The sequence below is a fragment of the Streptomyces sp. NBC_00252 genome (assembly GCF_036187565.1).
Lineage (GTDB): Bacteria > Actinomycetota > Actinomycetes > Streptomycetales > Streptomycetaceae > Streptomyces.
On record NZ_CP108087.1, the window covers coordinates 1401811 to 1417319 of the forward strand.

Sequence of the window (15509 nt, forward strand, 5' to 3'; positions counted from 1 at the left end):
GCGAGTTGAGCAACATCTGTTAACGTCCCCCTATGCCTCCTTAGGTCAAGATGCCGCACTCATCGTCATCCCGTTCCTTCCGCGTGGGCTTCGTGTACCTGTACACCGGCCTCACCGAACTCCTCCCGCTGCACGCCGTCTACGCCCTGCTGATGGCTTCGCACGGGGTCTCGACCTCGGAACTGTCACTTCTGTTCGCTCTGTGGACGGTGACCACCTTCCTCTTCGAGATCCCTTCCGGGGCGGTGGCCGACCGTTTCCCCCGCCATCGGGTTCTCGCGTGCGCGGCGCTCGCACAGTGCACAGGCTTCGTCCTGTGGACCGGGCTGCCTTCGCTGGGCTCGTTCGCCGCGGGCTTCGTCCTGTGGGGCCTCTCCTCCGCCCTCACCTCCGGAACCCTGCAGTCCCTGCTCTACGACGGGCTGACCTCGGACGGCAGATCCGAGGAGTACACGCGGGTCAGCAGCCGGATGGCAACCGTCCAGGCCTGCTCGATCGCCGTGAGCTCGGTCGTTGCCTCGCCGGTGGTGCTGCTGGGCGGTTACAGCGCGGCCGGCTGGATCTCGGTGGTGCTCACCCTGCTCGCCGTCCCCACCGCCCTGCGCCTGGGCCACGGCCGACAGCTCGTCCCCGCACCGGACGCCCCCGACACGGACGCCGCCGCCACGGACGGCACCGACACCGAGGACCACCCGGCGCAGGGTTGGCTGTTCCTGCTGCGCGCCGGTCTGGCCGAAGCACGCGACACACCCCAGGTGCGATCGTGCGTGCTGATGATCTCGGTCCTGGCCGGAGTCAGTGTCGTGGACGAGTACCTTCCCGTGCTCGCCAAGGAGGGGGGCGCTCCGTCTGCCGTCATCCCGCTGCTTCTGCTGCTTCCCTGGGGCGCGATGGCCCTCGGCAGCTTCATGGGATGGCGGCTGTCGGGGGCGGGGAACCGCGCACTGGCGGGTCTGCTGATCCTCGGCGGCTCGGCCCTGGCACTGGGCTCGCTCAGCCGCCACCCCGGCGGATTCCTGGGCATCGCCGTCTTCTACTGGGTGCTGCGCATGATCCAGGTCGTCATGGGCGCCCGGCTGCAACACGCCATCACCGGCCCGGCCCGCGCGACGGTCTCCTCGGTCGCGGGACTGGGCGCGCAGACAGTGGCGCTCATGATCTTCCTCGCCTCCGCCCTCTCCGCCCGGTGGGCCTCCGCCTCCGTGCTGGTCGCCGCCACGTCCATCCCGGTGTTCCTGACCGCGACGCTGCTCCTCCTGTCGCCGCGCCGTCTTCCCCCACCCGTCGCCCCGAGCGCGAAGAACGGCCAGGACGACATCGAGCCGGTCCCCGTGCCCGGACCGACGATCCGGACCGACACCGGTGAGGACGGATCGACGCCCATGAAGGAGGGCGACACATGACAGTCAGGACGATCACCGCCGTCGTGGACCGCCTTGCCGACGACGTACGGCGGACCCTCGGCCTCGCTCCCCAGGAACCGCTCGACAGGTCGTTCACGGGTCTGGGCGGCAGCTCCATGGAAGCCGCGCAGCTCACCCTCCGCCTGCGCCGCGCGCGGGGACTCGCCCTCGGCACACATGAACTGCTCAACGCGGCCGACGTACAGCGGCTGCTGAACGAACTCGTCGTGCGCCCCCGCGCCGAACCCGCGGAGCACCCGGTCAACGCGGCGCCCACCGGCCGGGCACCGCTCACCTGGCAACAGCGGGTGGTCTGGTACCGGTCCGTTCTGGACCCCGGCTCCTCCCGACACGTCTTCCACGCCCTCTTCCACTTCGCCCGGGCGCCCCGGCCGTCCGCCCTGCGCGGGGAACTGCGCCGGCTGCTGCGCCGTCACCCCGTTCTGCGCACCCGGATCGTCTTCCACGACGGCGACCCCTGGCAGGTGGTGCCGCCCGCCGACATCACCGACGCCGAGGTCGACCTGACCGTGGTGAACCTGCCGGGCGAAGCCGCCTCCCCGGAGGAACTGGTCCGGCTCAGCGGTGCCGACCGTCCTTTCGACCTCGCCACGGGCCCGCTGCTGCGCTGGGTGCTGGTACGGCTGCCGGGCGGCGGGGCCGTGCTCGTGCACACCGAGCACCACCTGATCCACGACGGCACGTCCTTCGCCGCCCTGCTGGACAGCCTGGCCGACGGCGGCACGGAGCCGGATCCGCGCTACTTCGCCTACGCCTCCACCCAGTCGCCCGCGGACCCGGCCGAGGTCCGCAAGGCCGCCGCCCGGGCGGCGCGGGTCACCGGTCCGGTCCTCGGCGCGGACACCCCCGAAGCCGTCCACCACGGCACCTTCCTGCGCCTGCCCGTACCCACGGCTCTTCTGCGAGCGGTCAGGGACGCGTCCCGGCGAACGTCGGTGTCCCTGTTCACGGCGCTGTTCACGGCCTTCTCCCAGGCGCTGACGCGGTACGAAGGCGTGAACGCCGTCGTCCTGGGCACCGCCGTGGAGAACCGCCCACCGGGGCACGAGGACACCGTCGGCGCGTTCGCCTCGATCGTCCCGGTGGTGGTCGAGCGGCGTCCCGGCGAGCTGCCCGAGGCCACCCTGCGCCGCACCAACGGGGCCCTGCGCGAGGCGATGGACCACTCCGCGGTTCCCCTGCCGGACATCGTCCAGGCCGTCGGCGGCACGGCCGGACGCGGTGCCGGCGCCGTGGTGCGGGCCGCCTTCAGCGTGCACCAGCGGACCGACCGCGAGGTCCGGCTCGGCGGTGCCCATGCCCGCGTCCAACTCGGCGTGTTCAACGGGGCCGCCAGGTTCCCGGTCGACGTGGTGGCCTTCACGTCGGGGACGGGCGACGACACCCGGGTCGAACTGCTGATGGAGGCCCGGGACGGCGCGGTCGACCGGGACGATCTGTGGGCCCTGTGGACCCACACCCTGGACTGGCTGCGCACCTGGGTCCAGCTCCTGCCCACGATGCGATCCCCGTCCGTGCCCACACTGGTCGAGCGGGTGCGAGCACGGGCCACGGCCGACCCGAACGCGGTGGCTCTCGACGACGGCACACACCAGGTGACGTACGGGCGGCTGGCGGCTCTCGGGGAATCCGGCCGGCACATCGTCAGCCGGCCCGGGGAGGTCGTGGGTCTCCTGGGGCCGGCGTCCCCGGACTTCTTCGCCTGCGCCTACGCCGTCCTGCACGCCGGCGGGACCTATCTTCCGCTGGAGGCCGGACAGCCCGCCGCGCGGCTCGCCTCCGTGGCGGATCAGGCGCGCTGCGGGGCGATCGTCCGGCTCCCCGGTGTGCCGGGCCCGCTCGCCGAAGCCCTCGACAGGCCCGACGGCCCACCGTGGCGGCTGCTGGACTGGGCGGAGCTGTCGGCCGGACGGCCGCCCGGAGCCGCCCGGACCATGGCCGGCCACGGCCTGGAGGGCGCGGCACCCGCCTGCGTGCTGTTCACCTCCGGAAGCACCGGCGACCCCGAGGGCGTCCTGGTGCCGCGCCCCGCTCTGGACCGGCTCGCCGACTGGGCCGTACGCGAACTGCGGCTGGGCCCTGCCACTGTTGTGGGCCGGTTGGCCGACACGGCTCTCGACGCCTCCGCCTTCGAGGTGTGGTCCGCCCTTTACGCCGGCGCCCGGGTCCGCTTCGCCCCCGCCGAAGTCCGCCCCGATCCGCAGGAGTTGGCGGCCTGGCTCGCCGAGGCCGGCGTCGAGTACGCCTTCGTGCCCACCCCGATCGCCGAACTCCTCGCGCGCGTGCCGAAGCCGGCAGGCAGCCGACTGTCCCGTATCTCCACCGGCGGGGACCGGCTGCACGCACTTCCCGACGATGTGCCGTTCGAGGTGCTGAACCTGTACGGCCAGGCCGAGACGACGGTGGCTGCCACGGCCGGCTGGATCGAGCCGGGCGGCAGCGCGCTCCCCCCGATCGGCCGGCCTCTGCCGTACGGCTACGTCCGGGTGGTGACCGCCTCCGGCGCTCCGGCGCCCCCCGGCGAGCCGGGCGAACTGTGGGTCGGCGGCGACGGTGTGGCCGCCGGCTACCCGGGCGCCCCCCGTCGGACAGCCGCCGCCTTCGTCGCCGACCCGCACACCGAGGACGGTGCGCTCGTCCACCGCACCGGCGACATCGTCCGGGTCGACAGCGGTGGCCGGCTGCACTACTCCGGCCGTCGGGACCGGCAGTCCGAGCTGGACGGCGTGCGGTTCGATCCGGGTGAGGTCGAGGCGACCGCACTGCGGCAGCCCGGTGTCGTGCAGGCCGTGGCACTGATCTCCGCGTCGACGACGGGACCGCGGCCGCACCTCTTCCTGATCCTCGCCACCGACGCCGATCCGGACCGGGCCGCCCGAGCGGTACGCGCCGATCTCCCTGCCCGGCTGGATCACCTGACGATCCATCATCTCGACGCACTGCCCCGCACGGCCGGCGGCAAGGTCGACCACCGGCTGCTCACCGACCTCGCCGAGCGCGGACGGCCGCACACCACCGCTCCGGCCGGTCCCCCGCGGGCCTCGGCACCGCGCCCCCTGAACGGCGCCGGGAGCACGGACCTCAACCTGTTGCTCCCCATGATCGCCCCGCTGCCCCGGAACGAACGCCTGAGCCTCGTACACCAACTGATCGGCTCTGTACTCAGCGACAAGGAGACACGATGAACTCCACCCCGGCACCGGCCGCGACACTGGAGGCGACCGCGCACCAGGTGGCCCAGCTGACCGCCTCGGCCGACTCCGACCACCACCACGTCGGCACACTGACCGTGCGTATCGCCTTGGACGAGTCCGGGCCCGGGGAAGCGGGCACGGCGGTGAGTCCGTCCGCGGTCCAGCGAGCCTGGTCGGCCGTACTGCGCTCGTCGGCGGCACTGCGCGTGCGGTTTCACGACACCCCCGGCAGGCCGCTGCAGGAACCGCGTGACTACGACGACCTGCCCCAGGAGACCACCCACGTGAGCGTGGGCGGTACCGACGACGACACCGATGCCTTCGCCCCCTTCGGGCCGGTGCTGCTGACGGCTCGTCTCGACCTGGGCGGAGACCACCCCGAGCTGGTGGTGCGGATCCATCACGCACTGGTGGACGAGCATTCCGTGCCGCTGATCGAGCACTCGTTCCGCCACGCGTTGACACAACCCGACGCCGGTCCGGAGGAACAAGACGCGGCGCTCTCCGCCGTCCTGGCGGCGGCGGAGGAGATCTTCAAACGGCCGATCGGGCCCGCAGAGAACTTCTTCGACCTGGGGGGAAACTCACTCGCGGCACTCCGGTTGATCGCCCTGGTCGAGGGTGGAGGCTTCCGCCTCACGGTGGACGACGTGTTCGATCTCGCCGACATGCGGGCCCTCGCGGCAAGCGCCGTGCCCGCGTCCGACAGCCTCGGCTGACCGGTGCCCAGGCCAGAACGCACGGCTGCGTACGTCCAGGACCGCTTCCCCGGTCCCGTCGTTGCCGCCCGACCTGCCGACACCACTGGACCCACCTGTCCTGCCGAGGAGACCCCATGACACGCGACGTCGCCGTCATCCGGGCGGGCCGGCCCTGGCCCGCACACTGGTCGGTGTCCGTCTACCTGTGCGGCCCCACCCCCCGCGATCCGCTGACTGCCTCCTGGCGCCCGCACGCCGAGTCCCTGCTGCGCGAGCGGTGGCACGGAGAGGGCCGCCTCGCCGTGTTCCTGCCCGAAGCCCCCGAGGGCGAGTCCGAACCGCCCTACGCACAGCAGGTCGCGTGGGAGGAGGCCGCCATGCACGCGGCCGACGCCATTCTTTTTCATGTGCCGCGTGACCTCACCACGCTGCCCGGTCTCGTGAGCAACGTGAAGTGGGGTGCCTGGCACGACTGCGGCCGCGTCGTTCTCGACTCTCCGCCCACGGCGCAACGCAACGAGTACCTGCTGCACTTCGCGAACGCGCTGGCGATTCCCGTGACGGACAACCTGCCCGACGCCGTGACGGCGGCGCTCGCGCTGGCCGGACCGAGCACCCGGCGCGAGGGCGCCGAGCGTCAGATACCCCTGGCTCTCTGGCTGTCACCGGAGTTCCAGCGTTGGTTCCGCGGGCTGGCCGTACATGGTGACACCCTTGTGGCGGGACGCCTCCTGTGGAGCCGGGGCAACCCGGTCATCCACTGGGTCCTGGAGGCCAGGCTGCGTTCGGTCGGTTCCGGCGCGGAACGGGTCGAACTGGTGTCGCGCGGAACAGGTCTCGGCGTGTGACAAGGGGTGTCACCGATGGTTCTGGGCAACCGATCTTCTTTGTGGTTTTCTCCGCGCGACGCTTACGAGATCGATCCGGATTTCTAATCCATCGCACGAATGACGGAAACCCTCATCGCGCCGCCGTGCCCGAGGCCGGCACCTGGAATCACCCCAGGTCATTCGGCCGGACGCGAAGTTCACGGCGCCGCGGTCGACCTCTGAGCCCATGGCCGCACATGACCGATATGGGGGGCAATGAACCCCTGTCCTCATGATGCCAAACAGCTTGGTGAAGACCGCGGAATCTAGAGCGATGATCTATTCGCTGACAGACTCGGACTCGACAGAGGAGGTATTCAATGGCTCGAGTTGTCATGGTTACCGATTGCAGGGATGTCGCTTTCAGTGAAATCTGCGGCGCCATCCATAAAGAGGCGGACGAAATAGGGCACCCGATTACGATCGAGCCGATCGTGGCCGTGGAGAACTTCTCGGAATTCAATGCGGCCTTTCTGACCCGCTTGGTGGCGGAAAGCTACCCGCCGGGGACAGTGATCTACACGCTGGTCTCGAAGTCCTCGAACATGCGGCCTCTGCACGACGTCATCTGGGGCGAGACACGCACGGGGCACATCTTCGTCGGTTCCAACTTCGGCTATTTCGGCTGGCTCGCGCGAGACCTCGGCATCAAGCACGTGTACGAGATCCGGGACGTGCCGCAGAAGAGTTTCTCCGGGAAGGACTTCATCCCTCCGATCGTGGCGCGGATCGCGGCCGACGACACCGCGAGTCTCACCGCACACCCGTACGAGGAATCGAAGATCGACGACACGCCGTTCGTCGAGGGGACCGTCGCGCACGTCGACAACTTCGGCAACGTCAAGATCATGACGGAGATCGACGAACTGCCGCACGGGCAGACGCTCGCACTCGCCTTGAACGGGACCGCGCTGTGCGAGGCGGTTCACATCACGAACCAGATCTACCTGCAGCCCGAGCTCGGCAAGATCGTGGCCTATCGCTCCACCTCCTTCCCGGACATGACCGACATCGGCATGGTGCGCGGGAACTTCGCCGAGAGCCACGGAATCCGCGTGGGGGATCGTCTGACCTGGACCATCGAGTCGCCGGACAAGGACTGACCGTGGCCGCAATCACCGGATGGACGGACCCCGAGCGCGATCTGCGCGAGGCCGATGCCGCTGTCGCTCAGCTGATCGCGGACCTCACCCCCCGCGCGCGGGGCGCCGCCTCGCTGTGGTCGGACCGGGAGGCGATGCTCGCCCATCGCGCCGACCCGACGTCTCTCCGAGGCGCCGGACTCGCCGAGCTCCGGGACAACGACCGCACCGTCGCGGTCGCGGTTCTCGACGGCTACCTCCAGAACACCGAGGAGCTGGCCGGCGCCCTCGGGGTGGACCGCGGTGCGGGACCGGCTGACGTACTGCTGCACGGATACCTGGCCTGGGGACCGGCCGTGGCCGAGCGTCTTGAGGGCAACTTCGCGTTCGCCGTCTGGGACACGCGCTCCCGGCGGCTCGTCCTGGGCCGCGACCGCATCGGCATCACACCGCTGCACTACGCGCGCGCGGGTGACGGCACCTTGTTCTCCTCGGATCTCGCCGCACTGGTCGCCCATCCGCTGCTCCGCGCCGAACTGGACGACGAGGGCCTGTGCGCCCTCGTCACGCAGATCCGTCCCCCCGGCCGATCGGCCCTGCGCGGAGTACGGGAGGTTCCGGCCGGCTGCGTCGTCGTGCTCTCCGGGGCCAACGAGGAAGTGCGCCGCTACTGGACGCTGGAGGCCCGCCCCCACGAGGACGATCTCGACGTCACCTTGGCGCGGGTGCGGGAACTGGTGGAGGACTCCATCGCCCGCGATGTGCGGGGCACCCACCCGGCGGTGCTCCTCTCCGGCGGCCTCGACTCCAGCGCGCTGACGGGGTGGGCCACGAAGCTGACCGCTCAGCCGCCGTTCACGTTCACCGTGGCGTTCGGAGACGGCGCGTCGGCGGTACCCGACCGTCCCTACTCCCAGGACGTGGCACGGATGTGGCACACCGATCACCGTGAGGTCCTGGTCCGTCCTCAGGAGCTCTCGGACCCGGTCGTGCTCGCCGCGGTGCTCGCGGCGAAGGACTACCCGTCCCCGTTCGGCGACAAGAACATCACCCCCTTCCTGTTCAGCAGGCGCGTCGCCGAGCACACCGAGGTGGCGCTCAGCGGTGAAGGGGCCGACACCGTCTTCGGCAGCCTCGGCGGCCAGATCAGGACCGGGTACGAGCTGAGCAGCTTCCCCTGGGTCGAGAAGGCGTGGAAATGGGGTGCGCGCAGCGGACTCGGCACCAGGCTGTTCGACCCGAAGCTGCTGGCCGAGATCGGGGCGGAGTCCTACCTCAACCTCAGATTCCGCGAGGCGCTCGACGAGGTGCCGCACCTGCCCGGCGACCCTCAGCGCAACCGCCTGGGCCGGCAGTACGACTACCTCACCGTCACCCGCATGCTCGACCAGGCGATCAACCACTCCGAGCGCCTCGCCGCGGCCGCCGGGCTGCAACTGCGCTACCCGTTCAGCGACCACCGGCTCTACACCTATCTCTACAACGTGCCCGTGGAGATGAAGTGGTACGACGGGCGAGGCAAGAGCCTGCTGCGTACCCTCGCGAAGACCCTCGTCCCGGAATCGGTGCTCACCCGCCCCAAGGTGCCCTATCCGATCACCTACGCGCCGCAGTACAAGGCCGCGCTGGCGGGCCGGCTGCGCGGCCTGCTCGACGACTCGGACGCCCCCGTACGGCCGTTGATCGACATCGCCGCGGCACGCCGGATCGCCGCCGATCCCGACCTGCTCGACCGCGGCGGCTGGTTCGGCCGGGCGGACGTCGAGTTCGTCCTGAACCTCGACGCCTGGCTGCGCCGCCTCCGTGTGCACCCGCGCCTCTGAACCGCGACGAATGGATGTGCGATGTACTTCCTCTTTCGTGACCAGGCAGCCAGGCACGGCACGCGTCCCGCCGTCCGCGACGAGCAACGGACGCTGAGCTACGCCGAGTTGGCCGACCGCGCCGAAGCGCTCGCGAGTTCGCTGCGCGAGCGCTTCGGCGACGACGACGTGCGGATCGGGCTCTTCTGCGGGCGCACGGTCGACCTGGTGATCGCCGTGCTCGGGGTCTCCGCGGCCGGGTACACCTATGTGCCGCTCGATCCTGCCTACCCGGAGTCCCGGCTGGACTTCATGGCCAAGGACAGCGCTCTCGCCGCGATCGTCTCCGACCGTGTCCTGCCCGGAGCACTGGCCGGGATCGACGTGCTGCGGATCGACGGCGACGACCGGGACGCCGCGGCACCTCCACGGAAGGAGCTTCCGGAGCCGTCCCCGGACTCCACCGCGTACATCATCTACACGTCCGGCTCGACCGGCAGGCCCAAGGGCGTGGCGGTCCGCCGCCGATCGGTCGCCGCGTTGGTCCGCGGTGTGCTGGACCAGTACGACTTCGGCACCGAGGACGTCTGGACGCTTCTGCACTCCTACTGCTTCGACGTCTCCGTCTGGGAGATGTGGGGCGCGCTGGCCAGCGGCGCCACCCTGGTGGTGGTTCCCAGCGAGGTGGTGCGCTCACCGCGGGCCACCATCGACCTGATGACGCGTCACCGCGTCACGGTCATGAGCGTGGTACCCACGGTGTTCCGTTATCTGGCCGCCCATGTGCGCACGTCCGGACACTGGCCGAGCACGCTGCGGCGGGTCGTCTTCGGTGGCGAGGCGGTCGACGCGGCCGATGTCAGAATCTGGCGCGCGACCGCCGGGAAGCACTGCGAGTTCATGAACACGTACGGCATCACCGAGACCACCATCTATGTCAGCACCCGCACCTTCACCGACGCCGAACTCGACGCGGCCGAGGACGAGCGGGGTTTCGCCGTCGAACTCGGCCGTCCGATTCCCGGGTGGGAGGTCGCGGTGCTCGACGACGCGGGCGTACCCGTCGCGGTCGGGGAGACCGGCGAGATCTGGGTCGCGGGCGTCGGAGTCGCGGAGGGCTATGTCAACCGACCCGACCTCACCGCGGAGCGTTTCCGCATGCTGGACGTCGGGGGCGGGCCGTCCCGCCTGTTCTACCGCAGCGGCGACCTCGCCGTCCGCGCCGCGGAGGAGACGTACCACATCGTCGGCCGGGCAGACCTCCAGGTCAAGATCAACGGTTTCCGCATCGAACCGGGAGAGGTCGAGGTGGCGTTGCGAGGGATCCCCGGCGTGCTCGACGCCATCGTCACCGCGGGCACCAGCCGCCGCGGTGAACCGATGCTCACCGCGCACTACACCAGTGAGTCCGGACTGAGCCCTGAGCGGCTGCGCGAACTCTTCGCCGCCGAGGTGCCCGCCCATCTCGTGCCCGGCGCATTCGTCCGCATGACCGACCTCCCCCGCACCGCGTCAGGCAAGAGCGATCGCAGGGCGCTGAGTGAGGAACTCACCGAAAGCAGGTTCGCATGACCGACGAGACCGAACGCCTTCCGCTGTCCGTCAATCAGGAGGCCGTGTGGGTCGCGTGGCAGCGCGATCCCGAGCAGCGGTCGCACATCATCCCGCTCCCGTTCGAGGTGGAGGGGCATCTCGACGTGCCCCGGCTGCGCCGGGCCGTGGAGGCGCTTGCCACCCGGTATCCGCAGTTGCGCGGACGAGTCGTCGCCACCCCGGACGGTCCCGCGCTGGACTGGTCGGACGCTCCCGCGATTCCGGTGCGCGAGACCGAACAGGCCGGCAGTCGGAAAGAGGCTCTGCGACAGCTGTGGCAACAGCCCTTCGACCTGCGCAGCGGTCCGCTGCTGCGGATCGACGTCCTGCGCGACGGTGACTCGCAGACCCTGCTCGTGGCGGCGCACCACCTGGTCAACGACGGCGCGGGCGTCCTGATCATGATGGAGGCGCTGCGCGCCGCGTACAACGAGGGCTCGGTCGTCGACGGGACGGCGGCGGATCTCACGGCGGCGCGCCGCCACGCCGAGCGCACCAGAGAACTCGCCGACGGGGATTCGGGACAGGCGCACCGCGCCTACTGGCGCGCGATCCTCGGCGACGGCGGCCCCGACTTCGAGCTGCCGCGGAACACCGGGCCGGGCGGCTACACGATGCTCGGCGACCACCTGCCCAGGGACCTCGAGACCCGGCTGCGGAAGTCTGCGGAGGAGCACGGCGTCTCGTACGTCACGGTTCTGCTCGCCGGCTACTTCGCGCTGCTGCGCCGGTACTCCGGCTCCGACGACCTCCTGGCCTTCGTGCCCTTCCACGGCAGGACGGCTCCCGAACTCGCCGATCAGGTGGGCTATTTCGTCAATCCGCTCCCTGTCCGGCACCGGATCCGCGCTTCCGACCGGTACCGCGATCTGCTGACCCGGGTGCGTCTGGAGGTCAAGGACGCCCTGCGGTTCGGCGAGCTGCCGTTGCCCAGCATCATGCGCGCGGCCGGGCTCTCGGGCCCGCAGGCCCACGCCCGGACGCACCAGGCGCTGTTCCAGTACTGGCATGCGGGACTGCGCTCCGGTACAGACCTGCAGCAGCTGGAATTCGACGGTGCCGTGCTGCGGATGTTCGACGTGGAGAGCAGTGCCGGGTTCAAACTCGCCGTGATGGTGCGGGAGGACAGCTCCGGCACCCATGTGCTGTGGAAGGACCCCGAGGGTGTCATCGGGCTCGCCCAGGTGCAGGCCATGGCCGCGGACTACCTGGACGTGCTCACGGACATCGCGGACCGCCCGGGCTCGACCGTGGTCGCCCCGCTCTCCTCGTCCGCCGATCCGGCGGCCGGCCATCCGGTGGCCGGGCCGCAGCCGGAATCCGGGCCGGAGGCCGCGCCCGCCGCCACCGGTGAGCACGCGGGAATGATCGAGGTCTGGCGGGAGGTTCTGGGCGTCCCCGACATCGGCTGGCAGGACTCGTTCTTCGAACTCGGCGGGCACTCGCTGCTGGCGGAGTCACTGATCTACTCCGTGGGCGAGCGTTTCGGCGTCGAGGTGTCGCTCCACACGCTGTTCGACTACCCGCGGCTGTCGGACTTCACCGAGCAGGTGCTCGGTGCCACCGGGGCCGAGTCCGTGGAGAGTGAGCCCGAGGCGGGGCCGGGCCCCACGGAGGACGCGGACGGGCAGTGGCGGCCCCTGCCGCACCGGATGGCCCTGGGACTGAGCCGGGAGCAGCGGCCGGACGGCGTCATTCCCCCGGAGAGCATCATCTGCAAGGTCTTCGAGTTTCCCGGCATCCGGGTCGACCCGCCCCGGCTGGACCGTGCGGTGCGGTGGGCCGCGGCGGCGAACCCCTCACTGACGGCCGAGTACCGCATCGACGCGTCGCACGGCCCGTTGTACCGAACCCGCCCGCCCCTCCCCGGACAGGTGGACCTGGTGCGGGCGGCGTCGGACGACTGGGAGGCGGTACGGCGCGTCGCGGACAAGATCGCCGCCGAGGAGATCGTGCGCGACCTGGACGTGCGTGAGGGCAAATCGCTCTACGTGGCCTGTGTGCACGGATCCGAAGCCGGCTTCGCGCTCGTGGTCAGGATCGACCACTCGGTCTGCGACGGTCTGTCGTTCAACCGCTTCCTCAGAGACGTGAGCGATGCCTACGCGACGGACGACGAACGGGAGTTCCAGGCCGGGCATACGCGTACCGATCTGGCGGACGTCGCCGTGGCGGAGCGCGTCGCGCTCGAGGACACACGTACCGAGGCACTGCGCGCGGACTGGCGCGCCCGCCTTCCGCGCGGTGTGCCGGAGATGTTCATCAACGACACGACACCCTGGTCGCAGTGCCCGCCCCACGGGAGCAACGTGCAGGTCGTGCTGCGCGGCGAGGAGTACCAGCGGCACCTGGCGGAGGCGCGGCAGCACCGGGCGACCGGGTTCATGGTTGCCACCACGAAGATCCTGCGCGCCCTGCGGCCCGTGCTGCTCAATGACGAACTCGCCTTCTTCTGCCCGTTCCCCGGACGTTTCGTGCCGGAGGCCGCAGGTACCGTCGGCAACTTCGTCAACTTGCTGCCGGTGGTGGTCGACGCACCGCGCGGCACGGACGCGCCGAGCACGCTCAAGGCGGTCCGCAACGCGATGCTCTGGACTCTCCAGCACCAGGGGCTGCCCTTCGCCACGGTGCTCGACGAGGTGCGCGAGGTCGACCCGACGGGCGAGCAGTACCCGAAGAAGCGCCGCTCCATCTTCATCGCGGGCAACGAGCCCGACCGCTTCACACTCGACGGCGTCTCCGCGAGCGCCCGGGTGCCCGACCTCACCTCCGCCATGTTCGATCTCAGTGTCTGGGTCACCGACACCGGCTCGGAGTTGGTCTGCTCCGCGGTCTTCCGCCGCTCGCTGCTGGATCACGAGGCGGTGTGCAAGCTGCTCACCGCGATCGGCGCACCGTTGGAGTCCCTCCCGGACAGCGGCATGTGACCGTGCCGCAGTCGAGGGGCGGCTGGACGGCACCCTCATCCCGGTCCGGGACCGGGATGAGGGTGCCGTCCTTTTCAGGACCCCTCTGCCTTCAACACCCCGGCCCTGTAACGGAGATGGCCGCCCGGCCCTGCCGGAGTCCGACCCGTGGAGGGTCCAACTTGCCTCCGCAGGCCACCCGTTCCACGTCACCGCCCTGGTCCGCTCAGGAGTGGCAGCCGTGAGATCGAGGCGGACTCCTGCCGGTCGGAGCGGCGCGCTATCGTGAGGGTTCGGCCGGTGGATCCAAAGGGTGGGACGGGCGGTCCACACCTCACCCCGGCCGGGTCACGCGCTCCCGGGCGGCCGGGTCGTCGAACGGTCGTGGCCGTGTGCCATGCCGTAGCCCGGACCGACCCGCGCCTCGCGCCGGGCGGTCCTTTCCGGTCCCGGCATGCAGTGCGTCCACGGGCATCCCGCCGCACGCCATGACCGACGACCACAGGAAGGCCCTCCCGTGCACCCGTCCGCCCCCGAGGAGACCGTCGCTCCCGCGCCCCGCCCGGCCGACCGCTCCCGCGCACTGTCCTGGATCCCCGGCCTGCTGCACGACACCGCGTTCCGCCGCTACTGGACCGCCCAGACCGTGTCGTATCTCGGCGACCAGGTGTCCGCCCTCGCCCTGCCCCTCATCGCCGTCACCGTGGTGCACGCGGGCGCGGCCCAGATGGGCTATCTCAGCGCCGCGGTGTGGCTGCCGCACCTGCTGTTCGGGCCGCACGCCGGACTGTGGGCGGACCGCCGCAGCCACCGTCGCCGGGTCATGATCGCCGCCGATCTGGGCCGCTTCGCGCTGCTGCTCGGCCTGCCCCTCTTCTACGCCTTCGGCACGCTGACGTTCACCGTCCTGTTCACGGTGGCCTTCGGCGTCGGACTGCTGTCGGTCCTCTTCGAAGTGTGCAACCCCCCGGTGTTCAAGGCTCTGGTGCCGCCCGAGGACTACGTGGCCGGCAACTCGCTGAGCAGCGGCAGCCGGGCCATGGCGAAGGTCGTCGGCCCGAGCGCCGGCGGCTTCCTGGTGCAGGTGTTCTCCGCGCCCGTCGCCCTGCTGGTGGACGCGGTGTCGTACCTCGTCTCGGCCGTGCAGCTGGCGCGGATCGCGCCGCGGGAGGCACCGCCCTCGAACGAGCGTCCCCGGTTGCGGGCGGCCGGGCGGTTCATCCTCCGCTCCCGGACCATCCGGGCGGCACTGGCGGCCACCGCCACCGTCAACTTCTTCTGCTTCGTGACCACCACGCTCTTCGTGCTGTACGCCACGACCTCACTCGGTCTCGGCGCGGGCCTGCTGGGCACGGTGCTGGGCGCCGGGGCTGTCGGCGCGGTGGTGGGCGCCGTCTCGGCGACCCCGCTCACCCGGCGCCTGGGGGTGGGCCGGACCTTCCTGCTCGGCTGCCTGGCGACCGCCGCTCCACTGCTGCTGATCCCGGCGGCCCACGGGGCCAGGAGCGCGGTGCTGCCGATGCTGGTCGGCGCCCAGTTCGGCTCGGCGATGGGTGTCATCTGGATCGACATCACCGCCGCGACCCTGCTGACCTCGCAGGTCCCGGACGCCATGCGCTCCAGTGTGTTCGGCGCCTACCAGGGGGTGAACCTCGGCATGCGGCCGCTCGCCGCCCTGCTCGCCGGTGCCGTCGCCGGGCCGCTCGGGCTGCGGACGACGTTGTGGATCGCCGCAGCCGGGGCCCTCACCGCCTGCCTGTGGATCCTGCCCTCGCCGCTGTCCCGCAGGACCCCGCCCGAGGCCGTCCACGAGTCCTGAGCGGCACAACCGGCAGCCGGAAGTGCCGCTCAGGATGCCTGTGACAGTGCCGTTCCGGCCGTCGTAGCGCGGTTAGCGTGGCTCTACCGATCGATGATCGCCGTCGCACGTACCGCGCA

Annotated in this window: 9 protein-coding genes; all 9 read left to right on the top strand. The window is 70.8% G+C overall.

Annotated features, from left to right (window positions below; all coding sequences use genetic code 11):
* Window positions 1–83 precede the first annotated feature (83 nt).
* The 9 genes from OHT77_RS06205 to OHT77_RS06245 all read left to right on the top strand — a co-directional run bounded on the left by OHT77_RS06205 (window position 84) and on the right by OHT77_RS06245 (window position 15390).
* Complete coding sequence (locus OHT77_RS06205; RefSeq protein ID WP_328826979.1) at window positions 84–1403, top strand: MFS transporter; 1320 nt, start codon at window positions 84–86, stop codon at window positions 1401–1403.
* The gene (locus OHT77_RS06210; RefSeq protein WP_328826980.1) at window positions 1400–4609 is read left to right on the top strand and encodes an AMP-binding protein; all 3210 of its coding nucleotides are present in this window, start codon (window positions 1400–1402) and stop codon (window positions 4607–4609) included. The genes OHT77_RS06205 and OHT77_RS06210 overlap by 4 nt, the downstream gene beginning before the upstream one ends.
* Window positions 4606–5337 (top strand): phosphopantetheine-binding protein, encoded by a 732-nt coding sequence (locus tag OHT77_RS06215; RefSeq protein ID WP_328826981.1) that lies wholly within the window; start codon window positions 4606–4608, stop codon window positions 5335–5337. Before OHT77_RS06210 ends, OHT77_RS06215 begins: the two co-directional genes overlap by 4 nt.
* A 116-nt stretch (window positions 5338–5453) precedes the next feature.
* On the top strand, window positions 5454–6167 hold the full coding sequence (locus OHT77_RS06220; protein ID WP_328826982.1) for a nucleoside 2-deoxyribosyltransferase domain-containing protein: 714 nt from the start codon (window positions 5454–5456) through the stop codon (window positions 6165–6167).
* 341 nt (window positions 6168–6508) lie between these two features.
* On the top strand, window positions 6509–7291 hold the full coding sequence (locus OHT77_RS06225) for an SAM-dependent chlorinase/fluorinase (protein WP_328826983.1): 783 nt from the start codon (window positions 6509–6511) through the stop codon (window positions 7289–7291).
* Window positions 7292–7293: 2 nt separating this feature from the next.
* Window positions 7294–9093, top strand: coding sequence for an asparagine synthetase B family protein (locus OHT77_RS06230; RefSeq protein WP_328826984.1), 1800 nt, complete (start codon window positions 7294–7296; stop codon window positions 9091–9093).
* A 21-nt stretch (window positions 9094–9114) separates the two neighbouring features.
* A complete protein-coding gene (locus OHT77_RS06235; RefSeq protein WP_328826985.1) occupies window positions 9115–10644 on the top strand; it encodes an amino acid adenylation domain-containing protein in 1530 nt (509 codons plus the stop codon).
* Complete coding sequence (locus OHT77_RS06240; RefSeq protein WP_328826987.1) at window positions 10641–13592, top strand: condensation domain-containing protein; 2952 nt, start codon at window positions 10641–10643, stop codon at window positions 13590–13592. The genes OHT77_RS06235 and OHT77_RS06240 overlap by 4 nt, the downstream gene beginning before the upstream one ends.
* 496 nt (window positions 13593–14088) lie before the next feature.
* Window positions 14089–15390, top strand: coding sequence for an MFS transporter (locus tag OHT77_RS06245; RefSeq protein WP_328826988.1), 1302 nt, complete (start codon window positions 14089–14091; stop codon window positions 15388–15390).
* Window positions 15391–15509: the final 119 nt, after the last annotated feature.